22 protein-coding genes and 1 riboswitch are annotated in these 23,847 nt (G+C 68.4%); of the genes, 9 read left to right on the plus strand and 13 right to left on the minus strand.

Annotated elements, in window-relative coordinates; all coding sequences use genetic code 11:
• Nucleotides 1-25: 25 nt before the first annotated feature.
• A complete protein-coding gene (locus ACH34R_RS17255; protein WP_397562429.1) occupies nt 26-1,441 on the minus strand; it encodes an FAD-dependent oxidoreductase in 1,416 nt (471 codons plus the stop codon).
• A gap of 467 nt (nt 1,442-1,908) precedes the next feature.
• On the opposite strand from ACH34R_RS17255, the gene ACH34R_RS17260 reads away from it, so the two are divergent.
• Nucleotides 1,909-2,262, plus strand: coding sequence for a hypothetical protein (locus ACH34R_RS17260; protein ID WP_397562430.1), 354 nt, complete (start codon nt 1,909-1,911; stop codon nt 2,260-2,262).
• 9 nt (nt 2,263-2,271) lie between these two features.
• On the opposite strand, the gene ACH34R_RS17265 is transcribed toward ACH34R_RS17260, so the two are convergent.
• Together ACH34R_RS17265 and ACH34R_RS17270 are read right to left on the minus strand one after the other, a co-directional pair.
• The gene (locus ACH34R_RS17265) at nt 2,272-3,861 is read right to left on the minus strand and encodes a serine/threonine-protein kinase (protein WP_397562431.1); all 1,590 of its coding nucleotides are present in this window, start codon (nt 3,859-3,861) and stop codon (nt 2,272-2,274) included.
• Nucleotides 3,858-5,618, minus strand: a complete 1,761-nt coding sequence (locus ACH34R_RS17270) for a serine/threonine-protein kinase (protein WP_397562432.1) — start codon at nt 5,616-5,618, stop codon at nt 3,858-3,860. Before ACH34R_RS17270 ends, ACH34R_RS17265 begins: the two co-directional genes overlap by 4 nt.
• 233 nt (nt 5,619-5,851) lie before the next feature.
• Nucleotides 5,852-5,981: riboswitch (cobalamin riboswitch) on the plus strand.
• A gap of 33 nt (nt 5,982-6,014) precedes the next feature.
• Here ACH34R_RS17270 and ACH34R_RS17275 point away from each other — a divergent pair.
• From ACH34R_RS17275 to ACH34R_RS17285, 3 genes are read left to right on the plus strand one after another with little or no spacing between them, the layout of a single operon-like run.
• On the plus strand, nt 6,015-6,203 hold the full coding sequence (locus tag ACH34R_RS17275) for a CbtB-domain containing protein (protein ID WP_111165351.1): 189 nt from the start codon (nt 6,015-6,017) through the stop codon (nt 6,201-6,203).
• A 9-nt stretch (nt 6,204-6,212) separates the two neighbouring features.
• On the plus strand, nt 6,213-7,010 hold the full coding sequence (locus ACH34R_RS17280; RefSeq protein ID WP_397562433.1) for a CbtA family protein: 798 nt from the start codon (nt 6,213-6,215) through the stop codon (nt 7,008-7,010).
• An 8-nt stretch (nt 7,011-7,018) separates the two neighbouring features.
• On the plus strand, nt 7,019-7,564 hold the full coding sequence (locus ACH34R_RS17285) for a histidine phosphatase family protein (protein WP_397562434.1): 546 nt from the start codon (nt 7,019-7,021) through the stop codon (nt 7,562-7,564).
• A 30-nt stretch (nt 7,565-7,594) separates the two neighbouring features.
• On the opposite strand, the gene ACH34R_RS17290 is transcribed toward ACH34R_RS17285, so the two are convergent.
• The 9 genes from ACH34R_RS17290 to ACH34R_RS17330 all read right to left on the minus strand — a co-directional run bounded on the left by ACH34R_RS17290 (nt 7,595) and on the right by ACH34R_RS17330 (nt 15,548).
• The gene (locus ACH34R_RS17290) at nt 7,595-7,783 is read right to left on the minus strand and encodes a hypothetical protein (protein ID WP_397562435.1); all 189 of its coding nucleotides are present in this window, start codon (nt 7,781-7,783) and stop codon (nt 7,595-7,597) included.
• Between the two features lie 28 nt (nt 7,784-7,811).
• Nucleotides 7,812-8,654, minus strand: a complete 843-nt coding sequence (locus ACH34R_RS17295; protein WP_397562436.1) for an alpha/beta fold hydrolase — start codon at nt 8,652-8,654, stop codon at nt 7,812-7,814.
• A 102-nt stretch (nt 8,655-8,756) separates the two neighbouring features.
• Nucleotides 8,757-9,707: an ABC transporter permease gene (locus ACH34R_RS17300; RefSeq protein ID WP_397562437.1), complete on the minus strand. Its 951-nt coding sequence runs from the start codon at nt 9,705-9,707 to the stop codon at nt 8,757-8,759.
• 108 nt (nt 9,708-9,815) lie between these two features.
• Nucleotides 9,816-11,342 carry a sugar ABC transporter ATP-binding protein gene (locus ACH34R_RS17305; protein ID WP_397562438.1) on the minus strand — a complete coding sequence of 509 codons (1,527 nt, stop codon included), beginning with the start codon at nt 11,340-11,342 and terminating at the stop codon, nt 9,816-9,818.
• Nucleotides 11,343-11,344: 2 nt separating this feature from the next.
• Nucleotides 11,345-12,307 (minus strand): sugar ABC transporter substrate-binding protein, encoded by a 963-nt coding sequence (locus ACH34R_RS17310; protein ID WP_397562439.1) that lies wholly within the window; start codon nt 12,305-12,307, stop codon nt 11,345-11,347.
• A 233-nt stretch (nt 12,308-12,540) separates the two neighbouring features.
• Entirely contained in the window at nt 12,541-13,206 is a 666-nt protein-coding gene (locus ACH34R_RS17315) for a GntR family transcriptional regulator (protein WP_397562440.1), read from the minus strand.
• Between the two features lie 7 nt (nt 13,207-13,213).
• A complete protein-coding gene (locus ACH34R_RS17320) occupies nt 13,214-13,783 on the minus strand; it encodes a VOC family protein (protein WP_397562441.1) in 570 nt (189 codons plus the stop codon).
• Nucleotides 13,780-14,307: a VOC family protein gene (locus ACH34R_RS17325; RefSeq protein WP_397562442.1), complete on the minus strand. Its 528-nt coding sequence runs from the start codon at nt 14,305-14,307 to the stop codon at nt 13,780-13,782. The genes ACH34R_RS17320 and ACH34R_RS17325 overlap by 4 nt, the downstream gene beginning before the upstream one ends.
• Nucleotides 14,307-15,548 (minus strand): alpha/beta fold hydrolase, encoded by a 1,242-nt coding sequence (locus ACH34R_RS17330; protein WP_397562443.1) that lies wholly within the window; start codon nt 15,546-15,548, stop codon nt 14,307-14,309. Before ACH34R_RS17330 ends, ACH34R_RS17325 begins: the two co-directional genes overlap by 1 nt.
• 199 nt (nt 15,549-15,747) lie before the next feature.
• Between ACH34R_RS17330 and ACH34R_RS17335 the strand changes: the two genes are divergently transcribed.
• The 3 genes from ACH34R_RS17335 (at nt 15,748) to ACH34R_RS17345 (ending at nt 20,139) form a co-directional block, all read left to right on the plus strand.
• On the plus strand, nt 15,748-17,925 hold the full coding sequence (locus tag ACH34R_RS17335; RefSeq protein ID WP_397562444.1) for a thiamine pyrophosphate-dependent enzyme: 2,178 nt from the start codon (nt 15,748-15,750) through the stop codon (nt 17,923-17,925).
• Between the two features lie 33 nt (nt 17,926-17,958).
• Entirely contained in the window at nt 17,959-19,224 is a 1,266-nt protein-coding gene (locus tag ACH34R_RS17340; RefSeq protein WP_397562445.1) for a 2-oxo acid dehydrogenase subunit E2, read from the plus strand.
• A 192-nt stretch (nt 19,225-19,416) separates the two neighbouring features.
• A complete protein-coding gene (locus ACH34R_RS17345) occupies nt 19,417-20,139 on the plus strand; it encodes a tetratricopeptide repeat protein (protein WP_397562446.1) in 723 nt (240 codons plus the stop codon).
• 333 nt (nt 20,140-20,472) lie between these two features.
• On the opposite strand, the gene ACH34R_RS17350 is transcribed toward ACH34R_RS17345, so the two are convergent.
• Nucleotides 20,473-21,699 carry an IS701 family transposase gene (locus ACH34R_RS17350; RefSeq protein WP_397562447.1) on the minus strand — a complete coding sequence of 409 codons (1,227 nt, stop codon included), beginning with the start codon at nt 21,697-21,699 and terminating at the stop codon, nt 20,473-20,475.
• A 415-nt stretch (nt 21,700-22,114) separates the two neighbouring features.
• On the opposite strand from ACH34R_RS17350, the gene ACH34R_RS17355 reads away from it, so the two are divergent.
• Both ACH34R_RS17355 and ACH34R_RS17360 read left to right on the plus strand, forming a co-directional pair.
• The gene (locus tag ACH34R_RS17355; protein ID WP_397562448.1) at nt 22,115-22,348 is read left to right on the plus strand and encodes an MbtH family protein; all 234 of its coding nucleotides are present in this window, start codon (nt 22,115-22,117) and stop codon (nt 22,346-22,348) included.
• Nucleotides 22,349-22,478: 130 nt separating this feature from the next.
• Entirely contained in the window at nt 22,479-23,771 is a 1,293-nt protein-coding gene (locus tag ACH34R_RS17360; RefSeq protein ID WP_397562449.1) for an MFS transporter, read from the plus strand.
• The last annotated feature ends 76 nt before the right edge of the window (nt 23,772-23,847 follow it).

Consider the following 23,847-nt stretch of genomic DNA (forward strand, 5'->3'; position numbering starts at 1 on the left):
ATCATCTTTCTCCCGCCGAGAACGGTCACCCGCAGCAGCCGCCCTCGGCCCCCGTGGCATTCGCGGTGGCGAGCGGAAGCGGGGTGGCCGACAGGCCGCCGCTGATGCCGGTGGCCAGGCCCACCCGCTGCTCTTGGGCCTCGGCCGCCGAGGAGGAGCACACCCCGGTCTCGGGTAGATCCAGCCGCACCTGCCGGGCGGCCTGCCAGTCTCCGGCGAGCGCCGCGACCACCGAGCGGACCTGCTCATATCCGGTGGCCATGAGGAACGTCGGGGCGCGGCCGTAGGACTTGACGCCGACGGCGTAGTAGCCGGGCTCGGGGTGGGTGAGCTCCTCGACGCCGTGGGCGGGGACGGTGCCGCAGGAATGGGCGTTGGGGTCGATCAGCGGTGCCAGGGCGCGGGTGGACCCCAGGATCGGGTCCAGATCCAGCCGCAGTTCGGCGGCGATGGAGTGGTCGGGGCGGTAGCCGGTCGCCGCGATGACCCGGTCGACGACGACGGACTGCTCGAACCCGGACGGGTCACGGCTGATCACGATGATCCGTTCGCCGTCCCGGCGGAGCGTGTGGGTGAAGAACCCGGTCAGCAACCGGATGCGGCCGGAATCGACGTGCGCGCGCAGACGGGTGCCGAGCGCACCGCGCGCGGGCAGTGCGTCGGCCGTGCCGCCGCCGTAGGTGCGGGCGGCGCCGCTCGCGCGGATCGCCCAGGTGATCCGGGTGTCGGCGGGGAGTCCGGCCAGCGCGAGCAGGGTGGTGGCGGCCGAATGCCCTGCGCCGACGACCAGCACGTGCCTGCCCTGATACCGGTCGCGGTCGGCGCCGAGCACGTCGGGCAGCGCGTGGTCGACCAGTCCGTCCGCGATGGCCTGGGCCTCACCGTGGGCGGGCAGGCCGCCGGCACCGAGCACGTTGGGGGTGGTGTAGGTGCCGGAGGCGTCGATGATGGCGCGGGCCTGCAGCTCTTCGCCGTCGGCCAGGCGGATCAGGAAGGGGACGCCTTCCCGGCCGTGGGTGCGGACGCGGTCATAGCCGAGGCGTCCGATCGCGGCCACCGTGGCGCCGAGCCGGACCCGGTCGCCCAGCAGCCTGGCCAGCGGGGCGAGGTAGCCGTCGATCAGTTCGGCCCCGGTGGGCAGCCACTCGGGATCGGGCGCGTCCCAGCCGGCGGCCTCAAGGAGGCGGCGGGCGGCGGCGTCGATGTCGTACTTCCACGGGCTGAACACCCGTACGTGCCCCCACCGGGCCACGGAGGCGGCGACCTGCTCGCCGGCCTCCAGGACGAGGAAGTCGATGCCGCGTTCGGCCAGGTGGGCGGCGGCGGCCAGCCCGACCGGCCCAGCACCGATCACCACCACCGGCGGCTTCCCGGCGCCGGGGCCGTAGACGATCTCCTCGAGTTCCAGGGAGGTGGTGGTACCGCAACAGCCATCGCTCATGACGGTGTCTCCTTGATCCGGGTGAGTTCGGCGAAGGCACGCATTGCTTCCCCGCTCTTCTGCTTAGAAGATGGTCGAATCAGTAGCCATCATGAGCCACTGGTTAGATAGCTGTCAAATTAGCCGAGTGTCGAATCAGCAGCAGGATCCTGCAACCGTGCCGCCTACACGGGCAAGGAAGAGGCGGCGCTCGGGTGGCATCCACATGTGGACGCCTCCTGGTGGGACGATCAGCGATCTTGGATACTGTGGCCATGTCCATGACTGTCAGGGCCGTATTAGCCGCGTCAGGCACGATGCTCCTCGGTAGCCTGCTCGCCGGGTGTGGCGCCGGTACCCCCGCCACGACCGCCTCGCCCTCGAATTCCCCTACGTCGGCAGCGTCGAAGGCGCCGGCCGTGTCGCCCACCCCGACACCTTCCTTCGCTCTGCCAGAGGAATGTGACGATCCCCGGCTGGTCTCGGCCATGGGTGTGCTGATCAAGGGCAAGAAGTTCAACAAGCGGTACGATTCCCCCGACAGGGTGACCTGTTCGTGGGGGAAGGACGTGCCGACGGCCGCCGTGACCATCGGCCTGCCGTCAGCGCAGCCCAAGTACAAGGACTTCCCCGAGGTCGAGGTTCCCGAACTGGCCGCTCTCGGCGTCAAAGTACAGTCCGGCGGCACCGAGATCGGGGTCGGCGATCGGGCCCTGTACAACCAGGTGTTCGTGGTCATCGCGCCGCAGTTCCGGTTGACCGTCGATCAGATGAGCGAAGAACGCCGCGACGACGCCCTGCGCGAGGCGGCCATCGCCCTCACCACCTGGCTGACCTCATGACATCCCCGCTCAGGACGCCCCAAGCTCCCGGCTGCTCTCGACCTTGAACGACTTGCCGTCGGGGACCATGTCGAGCCTGCGCACGGTCGCGTCCGCGCCGAGGCGGAACACCCGCGCGCCTGCGGGTGTGATGGCGTCGAACGCGATGGCGCGGGCACCATCGCCCGACGCGGCCGACAGCAGGGCCGCCGCTCTGCCGGACGGCCAGTCCCCGCCGGTCATCTCGGCCGAGTCCGGCCGCGGGGTCGGCGGCCAGACGTGGTCCAGCTTCCACGTGGTCCCGACCTTGCGCATCTCCATCACCACACCGCCGCGACGATAGCCGTGGGTGGAATCCTCGCTCCTGACCGTCTGGCCCCAGACCAGAACGGCGACCCGATCGGCCTTGGCGGCGACGATGCCGCTCTCGGCCGCCACGGCCTGCTGCACCACCTTCCCCTCGCGGATCCGTCGCGCCTGCTCCTGGAGCCGACCGGTGTATTCCGCGTTCGCACGCCCGGTGGTCACGCCGTCCACCGCCTGGAGATCTCGGTCAAGCGTCCTGTGGCCGAAGCTGCTAACGACGCGGTAGGCGTTCCGCGCCGCCCGGTCGGCTTCCTGGACGTACAGGGGTGGCGGAAGCAGGGCCCCCGTCTCCGTGGTCGCCTGCCGGCTTCCGGGGTCGGCCGAGCCTCGCCACAGCGCGATGCCGCCGCCCCCGGCCGCGATGACGACGACGGCCGCCACCACCGCGGCGATCCGGCTCCGCTTCCGGCCGGGCGTACGCGCCGGTGTCCCGGGAGATGTCAGCGGGGTGCGGTCGACCAGCCGGTAGAGGAGGTCTTGGGCCGATGGGCGCCGCGCCGGGTCTTTGGCCAGGCAGGCCTGGAGGATCTCCCGCAGGAAGCCGGGCGGCTCGACGTCCGTGCCCAGGTCGGGTTCCTGATGGAGCACCCGGTAGACGACGGCCTGCACCGTGTCGTCGCCGAACGGATGCCGGCCGGTCGCGGCATAGGCGATCGTCGCGGCCCAGGAGAAGACGTCAGCGGCGGTACCCGGTGGGTGTCCGGCCAACTGCTCGGGGGCCATGAACGCCGGTGTGCCGATCACGAGGTCGCTCGCGGCGGGGCCGCCGACGGCGTGCGCAAGGCCGAAGTCGACGACACGTGGACCGTCCGGGCCGATGATCACGTTGCGGGGGGTCAGGTCGAGGTGGGCGACGCCCGCGCGGTGGATCGCCGTCAACGCGGTGGCGGTGGCGACCGCCAGCCGTTCCAACGCCGCGCCGCGATGGGGACCCTCGCGCCGGACGAGCTCGGCCAGGGACGGACCGGGTACGTACTCGGTGACGATGTGCGGCGGGTCGGCCGTCAGATCGGCGTCGAGCACCTGGGCGGTACAGAATCCGGAGACCCTGCGCACCAGGACCAGCTCGGCCGCCAGGCGGTGGCGGGCGGCCTCGTCGGCGATCGGGGGCAGCGCTTTCAGGGCGACCTGCCGTCCCTCGCCCCCCACGGCCAGAAAGACGACACCCTGGCCGCCCGCGCCGAGCCGGCCGAGCACCCGGTAGCGGCCGATCCTTTCCGGATCGCCCGGACGTAAGCCAATGGAAACGCTCATTTCAGGCGTCGCTGGAACAGGGAGCGGTTGTCCTTCGGCGACGTCACGTCCTCCAGCTTCCAGCGCCCGTCGACCCGGCGCAGGTGCAACCGATAGCTCACGACCTTGTGATCGGGGGCCTTGGCCGAGTCTCCGAGGTGGATGAGGGTCGCGGAGTCAGGGCCGTTGAACCGTTCGAAGGCCGTGCCGATCTCCCGGTACTGCCAGCTCCACCAGTCGGGCACCTGCGCGTCGGGGATCGCGGCCAACTCCCGCCACCACTGCTCGGCCCGCCCAGTCGTGCAGCGTCCGAAGAAGGTGGGACGCTCTTCCAGGCGGGGCCCGTTGATGAAGGCCTCGCTCTGGCAGCCGGCGGCATCGGCGACCATGGTCCGGATCTCGGTGGACGGCCAGGCGCCGGCCGGGACCGTGGTGCCGGACGGGGTGCTCCGCGCGTAATCCATCTTCCAGCCTCCGCCGGAGGGGACCATCTCCGCGAACAGCAGCGGGTCCTCCGACTTCACCACGGTTTCGTTCTGGGTGATGTAGCTGAGACCGATCACGATGATCGACACCCGCTGCGGCGACGCCCACAAGATTCCCGCGGCGGTCGCCCGTGCGGTCTGCTTCGCCTTCGCGGCCACCACCGCGCTCTTGGAATTGCCGATCAGATGCCAGTAGTCCTGCGCGGCCACCCCGGACAGGAGGGTCAGCGTACGCCGCGCTCCTGCGTCGTAGTCGGTGTGGTCGAGGCTGTACCACGCCTCGAAGGCCGTGCGCGCCGCGCCCAGCGCTACCAGGGAGTATCCCGGGGGCTCGTTGGCCGTGGCCGGCTTGGTGGCGGTCGCGGCGTTCGTGTTCGTCGTTCGCTCCGGCACTCGCGCCCACCAGACCGCGCCCGCCGCCAGAGCGACCGCCGTGACGATCGCGCCTCCCCCGAGCATCGCCCGCCGCCGCCATCTCCTGCGCGGTCTCGCCCGCTCCGCCGGGGCCATCGGTACGTCCGCCGCCGGCTCGGTCCGGGGCCCGGCGCCCAGGTCCATGATGGCCAGCGGGAGTTCGGACGCCGTGGGACGATCGGCGGCCTGCTTGGAAAGACAGCGTCCTACCAGAGAGCGGAGATGATCGGGAAGAGAGCCGAGGTCGGGCTGCTCGTGCAGCACACGGTGCAAAACCGCCGGAAGCGTGCCGGCCTCGAACGGGGAGCGGCCGGTGGCGGCGTAGACGATGGTCGCCCCCCAGGCGAAGATGTCGGCGGCGGGGCCGAACGCCTCGCCCCTGATCTGCTCGGGGGCCATGTACCGGGGGGTGCCCACGAGCGCGCTGGCCAGGGCGGCACCGTCATTGAGGACACGGGCGATGCCGAAGTCGATGACGCGTGGGCCGTCATGCCCCAACAGGACGTTCTGCGGTTTGAAATCGCGATGGACGATACCCGCGCGGTGGATCGCGATGAGGGCCGTGGCCGTCGCCACCGCGAGACGGTCCAGATCGGCTCCCACGAGAGGCCCGTTTTCGGCGACGAATGCATAAAGCGAACGGCCGGCGACATACTCGCTGACGATGTAAGGGGGGTCGGCCGTCACATCGGCATCGAGCACCTGCGCAGTGCAAAAGCTGGAGACGCGCCGCAGAACGGCGAACTCCCGCTCGAACAGACGGCGGGCATCGGAGCCGACCTCCGCCTTGATGACCTTCAAGGCCACCTGGGCGCCGTCCGGCGCGTCGGCCAGGTAGACGACACCCTGGCCGCCCGCGCCCAGCCGCCCCTTAACCACATAACGCCCAATGTGTCGCGGATCGCCTGGAAGCAGCCCATCAACACTCATCACCGCACAGGCTAATGGCCCTTCAACTCGGCGGCCAGGGTAACGACACGATCAGCGGAGCCGTCGTTGCGCCCTTTCGCACCCCACGTAGAAGTGCCCCAACCGGTGGTGACCGAGCGTTATAGCGAAAATGCACGACGGCGAGCAGCATGCACTTCCTTGATCCGTGTTGACGCGACCGGGGAGGCGGGATACGTTCCGGTTGACTTCACGATTGTTCAAGGGAAATCCGGTGAGATGCCGGTGCGGACGCGCCACTGTATCCGGGACGCAGATCCCGGGAGCCAGGTCGCTTGACGATCGTGACCTCGTGAGATGGGACGCGTGACCCTGAGGAGGCGCTAAATGAGTGGCTTGTCCACCCCGTCCAGCATTCCCTTTCCCCGGCTGCGCCCCTGGCTGGCGGCCGTACCTGTGCTCCTGCTCGTCGCGTACCTGGTCCTGATGGACAACGGCGCGGTCTCCCAGACCGGCGCGTTCCTGCACGAACTCATGCACGACGGGCGGCACCTGCTCGGCGTGCCCTGCCACTAGGGGCCGAGTGTGGTACGCACTTTGCTGGTCAGGGGCCTGCTCGTGGGGCTGCTGGCCGGACTTGTCACGGGCGGCTTCGCCTTCGCATTCGGGGAACCGCGGGTGGACGACGCCATCGCCCTGGAGGAGGCCGCCGCGCGGGCCGCGGTTCCTGAGCACGCCGAGGAGGCCGAACACGGCCACGGCGAGGAGGCCGTGGTCGGCAGGCCCGCGCAGAAGGCCGGTCTCTTCCTGGCCACCGGCCTCTACGGGCTCGCCGTGGGCGGCATCTTCGCGCTGGTGTTCGCGGGTCTTCGCGGACGAGTCGGGCGAGCTGGGCGAGCTGGTCGGGGCGGGCCGGTCGGGCCGACGTCCGATGGACGGCTCGCACTGGTCATGGCCGGGACGGCGTTCGCCGCGATCATCCTCGTGCCGTTCGTGAAATATCCCGCAAATCCCCCCGCCGTGGGTGATCCGGCGACCATCAACAGCCGCACCCTGCTCTATGTGGTGATGATCCTCGTCGGCCTGGCGGCCACCGTGATCGCCGTGGTCACCGCCCGCCGGGTCACCGGGGATCCGTGGGCTCGTCGGGTGGCGGCGCTCGTCGCGTTCCTCGTGCCGGTGGTGGCCGCATGGTGGTTGCTGCCCACGGTCGACGAGGTGCCCGAGGGCTTCCCGGCCACGCTGCTGTGGGAGTTCCGGCTCGCCTCGATCGGCACCCAGCTCGTCTTCTGGACGGCGTTCGGCGTGCTGTTCGGCTGGCTGAGCGACCGGGCGGCGAGGCGTACCATCGCGCCCGCTCCGGCCGCCGCGGCACCGAGCTGAACCCTGGGGTGCTCTTCGTCCGGCACGCCACGACGCCGGGGATGCGGGCGGCCCGCTTCCCCGGTGATGAGGACGCGGACGCGGCCGGTCTGGCCAAGGCCGCCTCGCTGCGCTTCACGACGACCTCCCTGGTGTGGTCGGCGCCCGGCAAAGCCGCCCGGCAGACCGCCCGTGCCATGGGACTGCAGGCGCTCCCCGCTGCCGCCCTCAGGGAGGCCGACTACGGCCGATGGCGCGGCCTTGCCTATGACCAGGTCGCGCAGGAGGAGCCGCAGGCGCTGATGAGCTGGCTCACCGACCCCGCCGCCGCTCCGCACGGCGGCGAGTCCCTGGCCGTGCACGCGTCGCGGGTGGCCGGCTGGCTCGACTCCGTACGAGAGGAGCCGGAACAGGTCGCCATCTGTGACGCCGGCACCATCAGAGCGGCGCTCGGCCACGCCCTGGGGGCGGATCCGCTCAGCACCGCCCGCATCGACCTCGCTCCGCTGTCCATCACCGGGCTCACCGCGACACCGAGCGGCTGGCGGATCGCCTATGTCAACCGGAGGCTTTGAGCGGGGCCGGCCGCTCAGGCGGTGTGTACGTCAGTCGTCGCGCCCGATGATGGCGGTGACGCGGATCTCGACGCGCATCTTCGGGGCGCCGAGGGCGGGAACACCGGTCTCGGTCCAGATGGGTGCGCGGTCGCCGATGCGAACCGCCTGGTAGTAGTGCATGTTGGCGAGCTGTGTCTCGCCGTACCCGGGAGTGGCGAAGAACTCCGGCCTGCTCATGGTGATCCCTTCAGACGGGTGATCCTGATCACTTGCCATCGGACTTCTCCACCTGGCCGAGGAAGTCGAGCAGGCGGGGCAGGACGACGTCCGGCGCTTCCAGAATGGGGCTGTGACCGATCTTCTCAAGGCGCCACAAGGTGGCGTTCGGCAGGTGCTCGGCCATTTCGTTCTGCCACGGGACCGGACGCGGCTTGTCCTCCTCGCCGGAGACGATGAAGACGGGGACGCTGATCTGCGGAAGCAGATGAACGGCGGTGCCGCGTTCGATGACACCCGCCATGGCGGGGCGCAGGGTCTTCGGGACCTCAGCGATCCGTGACTCCCACCGCTTGACGATGTCCTGCCTGGCGGGGTCGTTACGGGTCGTTACACCGAACATGATCTCCATGGTCTCCTGGAGCACGTCACCGACGAACCCCTGCCGGCCGACGTTGTCGACCCACTCCCGGAAGACCACCAGTTGATCGGCGGGCTCGGAGCAGGCGGACGAGCCGAGGACGATCATCGACTTGACCAGTGCGGGCCGGGCCACCGCCAGCCGGAAGCCCACGTCGCCGCCCATGGACTGCACCAGCAGGTGCACCTGCTCCAGATTCAGGGCTTCGGCCAGTGCGATGACGTCGGCGGTGACCGTGTCCAGATGGATGAGGTCGCCCTCGGCCGCCGCGCTCTTACCCTGGCCCCGGAAGTCGGGGCGGATGACCCGGTACTTGCCGGCGGCGGCGTCCTTGAAGCCCTCGAACATGCGGCCGTCGAGGAACAGCGAGTGGAGAGCCAGGACGACGGGAAGATTCTCCTCTCCGGTGTCGCGAACGAAGAGCTCCGTTCCGTTGACCTTGATCCGCTTCTCGGTTTCGATGCTGCTCATAGTGGTGCCTTTCACAACTGTGGGATGCAAACGGGTGCTCATGCCCGGGCCAGGCGGGCGTCGAGGAAGGCGACGGCGGATTCTTTAGGGCGGGGCGAACCATCAGCGCCGTACCGAGGCGAGCAGCATGCGACGGCTGGTACTGCTCAAGGCCGTGGCGGCCACCAGGATCCCGCCCTGGAAGAGGAACTGAACGTAGGACTGGGCACCCAGCAGGGACAGTCCGTTGAAGGTGACCGTGACGATGAGAACGCCCACGAGTGTGCCCATGATGTGGAAATCGCCGTCCCGGAGCACGGACGCGCCGAGGAAGACGGCCGCGAACGCGTTCAGCAGGTAGCCGTCGCCGGCCGTGACCTGCCCGCTGCCGATGCGCGCCGCCAGCACGATGCCCGCCAGGCCCGCGCACACCCCGCAGACCGCGAAGGCGATCACGGTGATGCGGGCGACCCGGACGCCGGCCATCCGGGCGGCCACCTGGTTGGTGCCCACCGCCTGCATGTGATGTCCCAGCAGCGTGAAGTTCAGCGCGACCCACAGACCGCCCAGAACGATCGCCGTGAGGATGATGGGGGCGGGGACGCCCAGCACCGACGCACGCGCGATGTCGGTGAAGGGGCCGGGCTCAATCGTGATGGGCGTGCCGTTGGAGTAGGCGTAGTTGACGCCCAGCAGCATGGTGCTGGTGCCCAGGGTGGCGACGATCGGATTGATGCGCAGATGCGCCACGAGCAGCCCGTTGACCAGCCCGATGATCGCGGCAGCCGCCAGGGCGAGCAGTATGGCGGCGAACCACGGAAGACCGCTGCGCTCCAGGAAGCCGACCGCGAGGATGCCGGACAGGCTCACCACCGCGGCGAAGCTGAGGTCGAACTTGCCCGCCACCAGGGGGAGGGTCAGGCCGCCGGCGACGATGGCCAGTGTGGCGCTCTGGTTGAGGATGTTCAGCAGGTTCTGGCCGGTCATGAACGTCTGCGGGCTGGCGGCGGTGAAGCCGATCACGAGCAGGGCGAGGACGGCGGGCGTTCCGTACCTGCCGGTGAGAACCAGCATGCGCTGTGCTCTGCCCGGTGCGGCCCCAGGCCCGGCCGCCGGCTTCGTGGCTTGTTCGATGGTGCCTTCCATTGCGGGGTACTCCAGTTTCTTACCGCGCGGCGTCGATCACGCGTAGCAGAGGTGCAGCATGTTGGGGACGGTGATCTCGTCGCCGGTCAGCTCGCCGACGATGCGGCCTTCGGCCATGACGAGCACGCGGTTGCACTCAAGGAGTTCCTCGAACTCCGAGGAGATCACGAGAATGGCGGATCCGGACCGGTTGGCCTCGCGGATCCGGTGGTAGATGTCGGCGCGCGCGCCCACGTCCACGCCACGAGTCGGCTCGTCCAGGATGAGGATCTTCGGGTCGGTGGCCAGCCAGCGGCCCATGACGACCTTCTGCTGGTTTCCGCCGCTGAGACCCACGACCGGCCGGCGGGCATCGGCCGTCTTGATCCCGAGAGCGCGGCAGGTGCGGTTCGCCGCGGCACGGGACGAGCGGGACCGGATGAGCGGCAGCCACCTGCCGATCCGCCACCGATCCCACACCGTGATGTGGAGGTTGTCCTCCACCGAATGCGGGAGGAACAACGCCTCGGAGCGCCGCTCCTCGGGAACATAGGCGACGCCCCGGGCGATGGCATGCGGAATGGAACGGGGCAGGTACGGCTTGCCGTCCAGGACCATCGTGCCGCTGTCGGGGCGATCGGCGCCGAAGATCAGCCGCGCCAGCTCCGTACGCCCGGAGCCGACCAGGCCGGCGATGCCGACCACCTCGCCCTCGTGAAGCGCGAGGGACACCTCGCGCACGCTCCGCCCGCGTCCCACGTCCCGCAGGTTCAGGACGACGCGGGTGTGCTCGGTCGCCTCGAAGGCCGTGGCCCCGGCACCCGGGGTGACGTCGTGGCCCACGATGGCACGCACCACGGCTTCCCGGGTGATCTCCGCCCGGGGCAGCGCCAGGGATATCGATCCGTCCTTGAAGGCGGTGACCCGGTCACAGACGGCCGTCACCTCGTCGAGCCGATGACTGATGAACACCACGGCCACGCCGGAGGCGGCCAGCTCGCGCGCCACGTTCAGCAGCGTGGCCGCCTCCTGGGCGTCCAGGGACGCGGTCGGCTCGTCCATGGCGATGAGGGCACGGTCCTCGACCAGCGCTCGCGCGATGGTGATGAGCCATTGCTGATGGACGGTCAGGTCGGCGACGGGGACGTCGAGCGGGAAGTCGATCCCGACTCGACGGGCGGCATCGAGCACCGCGCGGGGCACGCCGCCGAACCGGCGCGGTGTCACCATCGAGCCGCGGTGGCTGCTGAGCATGATGTTCTGCGCTCCGGTGAAGGAGTTCACCAGGTTCAGCTCCTGGTGGATGAACGCGAACCCGAGGCGGGCCGCGCCGGCCGGGCCGGACACCTGGGTGATCTCGCCATCGACCAGGATGTCGCCCGCGTCGGGCCGCTCCAGACCGGCCAGGCAGCGGATCAGCGTGGACTTGCCGGCGCCGTTGGCTCCGACGAGCCCGTGAATCTCGCCGCGCCGGAAGGAGACATCGACGCCGCGCAGCGCACGGATGGCGCCGTAGGTCTTCGCCAATCCCCGTACCTGGATCAGGGGGGCCGCCTGGCCGGGCGCCGTCGCCGCTGTCGTCATGACTACTTCCTCAGCTCGGGATGGTCCGCCAGGAAGGCGTCGACGTTGGACTTGTCGATGACCTTGTGATCGCCGTCGATCTCGACCGGTTCGAAGTCCTTGGGGGCCGCCCAGTACTTCTCCAGCAGCCCGGCGATCTCACGTCCCTGGGACGGCCCGTCGATCCACTGGGTCGCGGTCAGCTTCCCCGCCTTGACCAGGGACAGCGCCTCGGCGGTGCCGTTCAGGCCATAGGACTGGACGTCGGTGCGGCCGAGTTGCTGCAGGGCCGCGACGGCGCCGGTGGCCGGGTCGTCGAAACAGGCCCACACGGCGAGTTTGCCGCCCTTGGGGTGGGCCTGCGCCCACGCCTGCGTCGCCTTGTCCGCCGATTCCACCTGCCCGGGGATGGTGATCTGCTGGGCGTCCATCTGGATGTTCGTCTTCGCCACGGCCTCCTCAAGCGCCTTTTCGCGGCGCTGGCAGGGCAGGCCCGGGCGATAGCCGAGGGCCAGCAATGCTCCCGTGCCCGCCAGGTCCTTCACCACCCGCTCGGCCATCGGCGCACCGATCGACACGTCCGCCGCGATGGGGACGCCCGGTCCGAGGCCGCCTCCCCAGTTGGCCACCGGAATTCCCGCGGCCTGCGCCGAGGCGACTCCCGAGGCCAGCGCGGCGGTGGGGAACACGGAGATGGCGATCGCGTCGACGCCCTTGGTGGCCAGGTTGGTCAACGCCGTGTTGGCAGAGTCGACACTGCCGTTGGCGTCCACCTCCGTGATCGTCCAGCCCTTGCCCTTTCCATAGGCGGCGATGGCGTCAAGGGCGCTGTTGGCGTAGACGTCCGATCCGGAGAAGCGGATCAGTCCCACGGTCTTGCCGCCTGCTCCACCGGCTTCGGTCGTTCCGGCGCTGCAGCCGGCCAGGACGGCGGTCAGGCCGCTCAGGGCGGCGAGGGTACGGATGACGGTTGTGCGGCGTTTCACTGCGCACTCCTTCGTCTTCGTGAAGGGGCGGGGGCGACCACATCGGCGGAGGAGATCCTTCGCTACCTAGGTCGCTGACAATGGATCCATCTGTGAGGAGTCATTGACGGATCCGATACTCCATCCCGGATTTCGGCACGTCAATGTAATAGGGGCGGTGAACTGGATTGCGATTAGATAAAGTGATCCACTTTATGGATCCATAGGCGATCGTTGCCCAAGGGTCTGCTCGTTCAGTCGGTGAACACTTCGGGGTGGCGTGACAGCGCGAGCCGGGTCCGGCGGATGTGCCCGGCCAGGAAGCGCTCGGCGTCGGTGGGATCGCCTCGTTTGATCGCCTCTATGATCAGCCGGTGCTCGAAGTTGACCAGTTCATAGCCGGTCGGATCAACGAGGTTGGCGTAGGCCCGCCGGTAATGCTGAGTGGTGTTCCAGAAGCGACGGACCATCGTCAGGAGCTGATCGATGCGGCAGCCCGAATAAGTGATCAGATGGAGTTCTCTGTCGAGGCTGAGGAAACGGTCGACGTCGTGGTTGGTCTCGATCTCATGCTGGATCTCGTCCAGCCGCGCCATGTCGTCTGAAGTGAGGTTCGGCATCGACTCGCTGAGGGCGAGGGGCTCCACCCGCTCCCTCAGCTTGTAGATCGCCTGGCACTCGACCAGGTCCAGCTTGGAGACCCACGCCCCGCTGTTCGGCTTGAGCACGACCAGGCCTTCGGCCTCCAGAATCCGCAGGGCCTCACGGACCGGCAGCCGGCTGGAGCCGAGGGACGCGGCGACGTCCTCCTGCATGATCCTCGCGCCGGGGGCGAGATCCCCGGAGAGGATCTGCTTGCGCAGTGTGTCGGCGACCCTCTGACTGGCGACAGAGGATTGTCCGTCCAGACCTGGCGGCATGGTCTCCCTAACGTGGCAGGTGATCCGGAATGACAGGTTGCCACAGCCTCGGTCCCCGGCCCCCATCCAGATCAAGCGCCCTTTCGTAGGCCTTGCCGCGCGGGAAGGAGACGAGCTCGAACTGCATGCCCCAGGGGGCGAGGAAGTACACCCAGCGCTGCCCCTCGCTCGGGCCCCTGCTGATGGTCGGCTCGCCCAGGACCGTCACATCGCAGGCCCGCAGGTGCGCCACGGCAGCGTCCAGGTCCTGGACGTAGAAGGCCAGGTGATGGCCGCCTACGTCGCTGTTGCGGGGCGGGAGCGGGCGCTGGTCCGGGGACTCGTACTGGAACACCTCGAAGTTGGGACCGTTGGCGCAGCGGAAGAAGGCCAGGCGACGCATCACCGTTCGCGGGTGGACGTTGAGCCTGTCGGCCATCCACGTGCCGTCGGACTGGAAGGGACCCAGGGTGTAGACCAGTTCGCAGCCGATGACCTCGGTGAGAAACCGGGTGGCCTCCTCCAGGTCGGGCACGGTGAAACCGATGTGTTCGACCCCCGCCAGTCCCGGCAGGCCGCGGACGCCGGCCGGACTCACCGCCGCCCCCGGGGCAGCGGCTCGGACGGCCTGCGGCGCTTGGGGACCTCGATGGCCTCGACGATCAGACCAACGCCGTCCTCGGTGTCGAAGTAGGCGAACCCCCCGTCGCCGTCCTGTCCGTATCCGCTGCCGGACTGCAGCAGGCCGACACCGCTCGCGGTCACCTCGCGGATGGCCTGCTCCACGGACGGAACCCGGAAGCCCAGGTGGTGAAGGCCGTAGCCGTGCCTGTTGATCCACTCCGTGTAGCTGCTCGGCCCATCGAGCGACTCGATCAGTTCGATCTGCGGGGCGTTCCCGGTGAGAGCGACCCGCATCCGGAACGTCCCCGGCTCGCCCCGGTAGGTCAGCCGGGGGACAGTGCCGGGCCCATAGGTGTAGATGAGCCAGTCGTCCGCGCCCAGCAGGGCCGACCAGGTGGCGATGCCTGCCGCCAGGTCGGGTACGAGGATGCCGACCTGGGCCACCGGCAGCCCCGCCAGGGGCGGCGGCAGCACGACGGGATCCGGGAGGCCGTTCATCACAGGGTCTCCCGCACGAAGGCGCGCACCGTCTGGTTGAACTCGACCGGGTTCTCGATCATCGGATAGTGGCCGGTTCCCGCAAGGACCGCGATCCGGCTGCCGGGTATGCGGCTTGCGACCTGCTCGACCATTTCCTGCGGAACCAGCCAGTCCGCGTCGCCGCGCAGCAGCAGCACCGGGCTCTCGATCCGGCCGACCTGGTCGCGGCGGTCGAAGCCGGCGTAGCCGGTCAGATCCGCGGCGATCACTTCCGGGCACACCCTGCGCAACTGCCACACCACCTCGCGGGCGCGGTCGGGCGGGGTGCGGTGACCGGTCATGGAGCGGGACCAGCCTTCCAGGATCTGCGGCCCGTTCAGGAGCAGCATCTCCAGCAGCGTGTCGCTGACGGTCGGGGTGTAGTCGGAGCCTTCGGCCGAGATGACGGCGCGGTAGAAGCCCGGCCGCCGGGAGGCCAGTTCGAGAACCATGTTGCCGCCCATCGAGCACCCCACGATGACCGGGTTCTCCAGGCCGAGCGCTTCGATGAACGCCTCGTTGAAGTCGGCGTGGTCGGCGATGGCGCGAAAAGCGCCGCCGGCCGGTTCGAGGGTCTTGCCGTGGCCGGGCGCGTCGATGGAGATGACGCGGAATTCGTCGGACAGTCCTGCGACGACGTGGCGGTACATCAGCGTGTCCTGGCCCGCCGCATGGATACAGACGATCGGGATGCCCTCGCCGGCCTCCTCGTAGTATGTCCGCAGGCCGTTGACCATCACGTAGCGTCCGGTGATGGCGGTGTGGCGGTCCGTCTCGGGGCCGGGGGAGTAGGGCCCGGGCTGGGCCGCGGGCCCGCCCGCCGTGGACAGCGCGCCGAGTAGACGCCACATGGCCTTGACGTTGCGCATGGCGGCGATCCCGTCGCCCTCCACCGTGATGTGGCCCAGCCCCGGTGAGGTGCCCTGAAACCAGTCGACCTGACCGTCGATCACGCGGCGCCACTCCGCATCGGGGGCGACGATGGTGATGTCGGCCCCCTGCGGGTGGGGTCCCTGCCGCACGGAGACGACCCGTCCGTCCCGCGTGTCCATCGTCCAGGAGGCGTGGTCACTGCGGAACTCGATGCGGGCGGGGAAGTACCTGGCCGCGTCCGCCCACTCGGAGTCTCCGTTGAGTTCGGCTTGGACCGCCTTCCACCAGGACTCCTGCTCGAACTCCTTGAGGTCACTGGGGCCGCTCGGCGTTTTCACGATGACCATCCTCCATGGATCCATGCTTCTTAGATGTAGACCTTCGCGCCATCAACACCGCTAGTCAACGCCTGGTATCGGACAACTTTCGTAACAAATAGATAACGCAGTCTTGTGTGTGGATCCATCTACGGGGACTGTGGGACAACCGCAAGAGCTGGGCGTGCAAAGCCCGGCCGAGCCGTGTGCTCACGTCTTGGAGGCGTCCGTGCCCACACATAGAAGACTCAGCCCAAGTGCGCCCTGGGTCGAGGTCGTCACGACGAAGAAGGACTGGGACGCCGCCGATCCGGCACTGCTCGTCTCGATGTTCACCCAGACGCTTCTCATCAGGACCTTCGAGGAGTACGTCCTCGCCCTCGCGTCACAAGGGCTGGTGCACGGCCCCGCCCACTCCAGCATCGGCCAGGAAGGCGGCGCCGTCGGCTCGGTGCTCACACTCACCGCCGGCGACTACGTCAACGGCTCGCACCGTGGGCACCACCAGTTCCTCGCCAAGGCACTCGGCTATGTGGCTCCCGACGGCCTCGACCCGAGGGCCCCGCTACCCGACGCGGTTCGCACGGTGCTCTCCCGCAGCCTGTCGGAGATCTGCGGCCTCGCCGACGGGTTCTGCCGTGGGCGCGGTGGATCCATGCACCTGCGGTGGCGCGAGGCCGGCGCCATGGGGACCAACGCCATCGTGGGCGGTGGCGTCCCTCAGGCCGCCGGATTCGCCTGGTCGGCCCGGCATGCCGGCACCGACGCGGTCTCCGTTTCCTACTTCGGTGACGGCGCGGTCAACATCGGCTCCGTCCTGGAGACCCTCAACCTCGCCGGTGCGTGGCGTCTTCCGGTGTGCTTCTTCATCGAGAACAACCAGTACGCGGTCTCCACACACGTCAACGAGGTCACCGCCGAACCGCGGCTGTCCGCACGCGGGCCGGGCTTCAACATCCCGAGCTGGCGCGTCGATGGCATGGATCCCCTCGCCGTGTACCTGGCGACCGGCGAAGCCGTCGCCCACATGCGGGCAGGCAGCGGACCCACGGTCGTCGAGGCCGACGTCTACCGCTACTTCCACCAGAACGGCCCCTTCCCGGGCAGCGCGTTCGGCTATCGCAGCAAGGAAGAAGAAAAGGAGTGGCGGAAGCGCGACCCGCTCGCGCTCGTCACGTCCCACCTGCTGCGGCGCGGCATCCTCACCGAGACGGAGGTGACCCGGAGTACCGAACGCGCCAAGGCCGAGATGGAAGCCGTCGCGAGCGAACTCCTCGAACCGGTGCCCGGCGGAAAGCCCGGCCAGCGGCAGATCAGGCGGCGACTGTGGCCGGACCCGGATTTCCGGGATGTGGGTGTCCGTGGAGACCTCAGCGAGTTCGACGGGGCACGGACCGCCGAACTCAGCTCCTTCCCGGGCAAGCTGGAGGAGCGCAAGTTCATCGACGTGGTGGCCGAGGTCATGGGCCGGCGCATGGCCGAGGACGAACGCATCGTCGTACTCGGCGAGGACGTCCACCGCCTCAAGGGAGGCACGAACGGCGCCACCCGCGGTCTCGCCGAGGCGTTCCCCGATCGCGTACTCGGCACGCCCATCAGTGAGAACGCGTTCGCAGGTCTGGCCGGCGGCATCGCGATCGAGGGGCGTTACCGGCCGGTGGTGGAGTTCATGTACGCGGACTTCATGTGGGTCGCCGCCGACCAGTTGTTCAACCAGATCGGCAAGGCCCGGCACATGTTCGGGGGCAGCGGCGACGTTCCGCTCGTCCTGCGCAGCAAGGTCGCCATGGGCACCGGTTACGGCTCCCAGCACTCGATGGATCCCGCCGGAATCCTCGCCACCGCCCCCGGCTGGCGCATCGCCGCGCCTTCCACCCCTTTCGACTACATCGGCCTGATGAACAGCGCGCTGCGCTGCAACGACCCCGTCGTCGTACTGGAACATGTGGACCTCTACCCGACCACCGGACAAGTCCCAGCGCAGGACCTGGACTTCTGCCTGCCCGTGGGGAAGGCCGTCGTCAGGCGGACGGGTTCGGACCTCACCGTGCTGACCTACCTCGCCATGACGAACCACGTCCTCGAGGCCGTGGCGAACAGCGACATCGACGTCGAGGTCATCGATCTGCGCTGGCTGGACCGGGCGAGCATCGACTGGGACACCATCGGCGGGAGCATCCGCAAGACCGGCAACGTCCTGATCGCCGAGCAGGGCGCGCTCGGCACCTCCTACGGCGGCTGGCTGGCGGACGAGATCCAGCGCCGCTTCTTCGACTGGCTGGACCAGCCCGTCCAGCGGGTCACCGGAGGCGAGGCGTCCCCGAGCATCAGCAAGGTGCTGGAGCGGGCCGCCATAGCCCAGGCCGACGAGGTCGCCGCAGAGCTGAAGAGAATCACCGATCGCTGAACCGCCGACATCAACGCACCACGGAGGAAGACCATGGCCGAGCTGCTCCGCATGCCGGAGGTCGCGGCGGGTTCGACAACAGCGGTCCTGTCCGACTGGCCCGTACCCGAGGGCACCGCGTTCCACGCCGGTGACACGATCATGATCGTCGAGACCGACAAGGCCGAGGTGGACGTCGAGGCCCACGCGGACGGCACCCTGATCAAAGCGCTGGCCCCCAGCGGCACCGAGGTCGAGGTGGGCAGCCCGGTCGCGGTCATCGCCGCGCCGGGAGAGAAGGTTGGTGACCTCGACGCCCTTCTCGCCGATCTCGGTGTCGCGGAACCGGCGAAGACCAGTCCGGCCGTCCGGCGGGAGATTCCCGGGACCGAGCGGACCCCCGAGGTCCCCACACCAGCGGACCTCACCGACCAGCCTGCCAACGGGCGGATCTTCTCCAGTCCGCTGGCGCGCCGGCTGGCCCGCGACGCGGGTATCGACCTCGGCGCCATCACCGGCACCGGGCCAGGAGGGCGGATCGTGCGGGACGACGTCAACGCCGCGATCGCCGCCCGTATACCTCGCCCCGGCCCCGCTCCGACCCCTGACCTCTCTGCCGCGCCGCGTCCTGCCGCTCCCGCATACGACGCGATTCCGCACTCGCGGATCCGGCAGGCCATCGCCGGCAGGCTGACGCAGAGCAAGCAGAACGCTCCCCACTTCTACCTCAGGGGACAGGTCCGCGTAGGCGAGCTTCTCACTCTCCGGCAGCGGATCAACGCGGACGGCGGGGTGAAGATCTCTGTCAATGACCTGCTCATCAAGGCCATTGCCGTGGCGCACGTCCAGGTCCCCGAGATGAACGTGGTCTGGACGGCTGACGCGGTGCGCCGTTTCCGCGCCGTGGACGTATCGGTCGCCATCGCCACGGGCGCCGGGCTGGTCACACCTGTGCTGCGGAACGTCGAGTCGCTGTCCGTGTCAGCCGTCTCCGCCCAGGTCCGTGCCTTCAGTGAGCAGGCCCGCAGCGGCGCTTTGCGCCAGGGCGACCTGGAGGGAGGTTCGATCACCATCAGCAACCTCGGTATGTACGGGGTCGAGGAGTTCAGCGCGATCATCAATCCGCCACAGGCCGCCATCCTGGCCGTCGGCTCGGCCACCCGGACACCGGTCGTCACCGAGGACGGCGGCCTGGAGGCGGCGGATGTGATGACCCTGACCCTCTCCGCCGACCATCGCCCCGTGGACGGCGCACTGGCCGCCCGGTGGTTCGCCGCCCTGCGCGACAGCATCGAGAAGCCGGTGCGGCTGATCGTCTGAAGTCACCGCTTCGCCACAACCCCGGCTCGCCGCCGCATACAACGGCAACACCGTATGGAGTGCGCTCCTACGGCAGGGCACAAGGTCAAGGCCACGACGCGGACTGCGGACCGGCTATCTCACCCGCATCCGCTCCTCTCCGTCATGAGGCAACTGGCATACGGTGTCGTCGACCCCGTACAAAGGGCCTCCATGAGCGCGGAGGACGAGAACCAGGGAGGCGGGATGGGCATGGAGAGCGGTATCGAGCGGGCCAAGCTGTCCTATGAGCGCGCTGTTTTCGCCGGCGACCTCAGCGGGCTGACAGAAGCGGAGCAGGGTCTGGACAAGGTCGAGGCCGATCTGGCGCTGGCTCGTGGACGGATCCTGCATGCGTGGTTTCTGGAGGATCGGCATGAGGATTCGCGTGAGCTGGGGCTGTTCGAGCATGCGGCGCGGTTGTATCGGATGCTCGGTGATTCGGCGGGTGAAGCGGAGTCGGTGTTCTGGCTGGGCTGTTTTCACCAGGTCGTCCGGAATGATGTTGATAGCGCCTTACCTCTTCTTGAGCGGTCATACGACCTGGCCAGGCTGGCGGGAGACCGGTACACCCAGTCGGAGGCGCTGCGGCATCTGGGGATCGCCGACCACTTTGCGGGTCGGTTGGATGCAGCCCGGGAGCGTCTGGAGGAATCAGCGCGACTGCGCCGGGAGATCGGGCTCCTGGCCGGTGTCGCGGCAGACCAGGTCGGACTGATCTACATCGCCGTTGCACAAGGCCGGCGTGAGGAGGCGCTGGCACTGGCCGAGGAGGCGTACGCCACCGCCGAAGCCTGCGGGGCGCACCGCATCATGAGGCAGATCACGGAGGCGCGCTCCCAGATCACGGCATCGGACGCTGATCACGGCGAGACCCGGGACGAAGGGACACCATGAGCCGCTGAAGCCTCGATGTCACAAGTTCAAGGGACGTTGGCAACGGACACAGGCCGACCGGATGTCAAGGCGTTGGGCACCGCCGTGAGAGACCGGCTGCACACGGCGATGGCTTACCAGGAGCACCGACCCTAGCGCAGGCGAATCCCACTGGCCTCAACTCCGTACAGGCCCTGGTACTACAGTCATGTTTCGTGATCTAGAGCTGGATCTCGTTGTGGCGTAGCCATCGGTTCCAGTAATGGCTGCTGTGGGCCTGGTGAGCGCGTCGCCGGCGTGACCATGCCCCCGCGTATTGGAGGTCCTGGCCGAAGGGGTGAGTGACGGCGCGGGTCAGATGTACCAGGAGACGGCGGATCTCGGCCGGGGTGAGGGGGACCAAGCCGCACGTGCTTTTGGGGCGTGCGCGGCGGTGACGGCGAGGTAGGCATGGGCGAGCATCGCCAGGGTGATGTGCCGGTGCCAGCCGTCGTAGCGGCGGACCTGGTACTGGTCCAGGCCGACCGCGTTCCTGGCGGACTGGAAGCATTCCTCGATGGCCCAGTGGGAACCGGCGATGCGAACAAGTTGCTCGATACCGGTCCCCGCAGGGCCGAAACACAGGTAGTAGGCCACTTCCAGCTCACCCAGGTCGTCAGGTGTGAGGCCGCGGCGCACCAGCAGCCACCGCTGGAATCCCCCAGGCCGGCCTGACTCCTCATCAGGATGAGGTGGCAGGGTCGCCATCGCCCAGTCATACAACCGCGGGCCTTTGGCCCCACCACCCGCCGACAGACGTTTCCACGCCTGCCGGGGGGCATCAGCGGTCACCGCATCAGCCCGTGAACCGGTGTCATCGTGGCCGATACCGGCGCCCAGCGACTGGCTCCTGGGTACGGCCATCACATACCCGACCTTGCGTTTCTCCAGGTAGAGCCGGAACTTGTGATCCTGGCCGTACGCCTCGTCCGCGCTCACCCATGAGGCCGGTACTCCGCCGTCCAGCGCCCGGCCCAGCATCGCCGCCGCCAGCGCCGGTTCGGTGGCGAACGGCACGTCATCGGGGATGCCAGCCTGCGCGCACCGGGCCCGATCGCCGGTCCAGGATTTCGGCAGGTACAACTCGGCGTCGATCAGCGCGCGCCCGCGCGGGGTGGCGTAGGCGAGGAACACCCCGAGCTGGCAGTTCTCCACCCGTCCCACGGTTCCCGAGTACTGCCGCTGTACCCCGGCCGAGGCGGTGCCCTTCTTGACGAACCCGGTCTCGTCCACGATCAAGACCCCGCCCGGGTCCCCGAGATGTTCGACCACGTAATCACGCAGGTCGGCGCGGACATCCCGCGGATCCCACCGCACGCCGTTCAGCAGCCGCTGCATCCGGTGAGGCTTGGCTTCGCCTGCGGCCTCGGCCAGTTGCCAGCCGTTCTTCCGCTCTACCGGCGCCAGCAGCCCGACCAGGTAGGCCCGCGCCTGCCGGCGCGGTTCCACCCGGCCGAAACGAGCGGCGACTCGCGCGAACAGTTCATCCAGCCCGGCCGCCCATGACTGGAGATCCTCAGATGTCACCAATCCGACACACATCCGACTATAGATCACGAAACATTACTGTAGTAACAGAGGCGCTTACCATCGGAATGGCGGGGCCTCCTTTCAATTTTAAACATTGTTGACCGATAGGAAATGCCTGTTTAAATTTGAACTCGCACGCACCTCGCACCGAAACCCACCCGATGCGGTCCCTTACTCGGGGCGGGCAGGGCTAGACAGACCGCTCTACCTGCAGGAATGACAATACGGTTGCCAGAACGCTTCAAGGGATGTCATAGTCAGTCCGAAATGACCGCTCGGTATGCACTCGGCGCGTTTCATGGCCTGCCTTTAGTGCTCACAGTCCGCCGCCCACCGGCGGCCTGCTGTCGCGTGGAGGCGGACGCGCGTGCCCGGTGATGTGGCGCGGCCGTGTAGGGACCCTGACGGCAAGGCGGAGGAAAGCGGAATGTCAAGTCTGCTCGGGCAGGCGGGTGAGAGCTGCCTCGTCGTGGTGAACGAGGAAGGCCAGCACTCGCTATGGCCGCAGGTCACGGCGCCACCGGCCGGCTGGACGCCGGTGTACGGCCCGGCCGGTCGCGCCCAGTGCCTGGCCTACGTCGAGGAGCACTGGACCGACATGCGGCCTCTCGGACTCGTGACTTGGCTCGCCGACGAGGCGGCGGCGGCCGCCGAAGGATGAGCCGGCCAACGCGCAAATCTTTCCTCCTGTTGAACATATCCTGAATTTCGGGCACCACTGCCCTATTGGAGCACGGTTTCGCCACGCCTTCGGACGCCGTGATCACCTCTCGTTGAATCCGGAGATTTCTATGGGTGCGAACAGCCAGCCTGGATCGATTTTTCGGAACAAGGCGTTCGCTCTGCTTTGGTCCAGTCAGTCGATCTCGTTCATGGGAACGCAGCTCACTTTTGTGGCGTTACCCTTGACCGCCGTTGCCGTGCTGAATGCGACACCCATGGAGGCGGGCTTACTGAATGCACTCGAAACGCTTCCCTTTCTGTTGTTCGGTCTCTTCGTCGGTGTCATGGTGGACCGGTGGGCCAGGCGGCCGATCCTGGTGTGGGCGAACGCCATCAGGTTCGTCGCGCTCGCCTGGATACCCGTGGCCTTCGTCCTGGACGTACTGACGATCGAGCAGCTTCTCGTTGTGACATTCGTGGTGGGAGTCATGACGGTCTTCTTTGAGATCGCCTACATGTCGTATCTGCCGAGCCTGGTCGATCGTGATCGGCTCATCGACGCCAACAGCAAGCTGCAGGCATCCTCCTCGGTCGCCGAGGTCGCGGGCCCCGGCCTGGCCGGCGGGCTCATCGGCCTGATCGGCGCTCCCATCGTGATCGCGATCGATTCCGCGAGTTATCTGATCTCTGCCGTCGCCCTGTTCAAGCTGCCCAGGGACGCGGCCCCGCAGGGGCCCGAGGACGAGGCCAAGCCGTCGATCTGGGCGTCGCTGCGTGCGGGATTCGCCGTCGTCGCCCGCAACACGTTGCTGCGCTGGTGCACCATCGCGGTCTTCTTTCTCAGCCTGTTCTTCAGTTCGATCATGGCCGTCTATTTCCTCTTTTTGATCAGGGAGGCGGGGATGGCCTCGGCGGCGGTCGGCCTGATCGTCGCGGTCGGCAGTGTCGGCGGGCTCGTCGGCGCGCTGCTGGCCGAACGGATGAACGCCTGGCTGGGTATCGGCCGTACCCTGGTCACCGCCTTGGCTCTGCCAGGCATCGGCTTCTTGCTTCTCTCCTATGTGGACGGCAACTCCCTCGGCGCGACCGTGCTCGCCGGTGCCGCCACCTTTGTCGGGTTCCTCGGCATCCCGATCTTCGACATCACCGTCATCAGCTTCCGCCAGTCGATCACCCCCGAGCACTTGCAGGGCCGGGTGAATGCCACCCAACGCTCGCTCTCATGGGGCACCTTGTCCCTCGGCTCCTTGATGGGCGGCGCTCTGGGCGGCGCTCTCGGCCTGGGAGAGACGATCATGTGGTCGGCGATCGGCCTCTTCGTCCCCGCGGTCCTTCTGTCGCTGTCCCCTGTACGCCGGATGCGTCATCTGGCAGACCACGCGGAAGGGCCGGCCGAATCGAGTCCCGTCGGCTCCCACTGAAATCTCACCCCGGCGAGCCGGCTGATCAGTCTCTCTGTATCCGTCGGCCGGCGAGCCATTCCCTCGAAGGAGAAAC

The sequence above is a fragment of the Spongiactinospora sp. 9N601 genome (genome assembly GCF_044326295.1).
Classification (GTDB): Bacteria; Actinomycetota; Actinomycetes; order Streptosporangiales; family Streptosporangiaceae; genus Spongiactinospora; species Spongiactinospora gelatinilytica.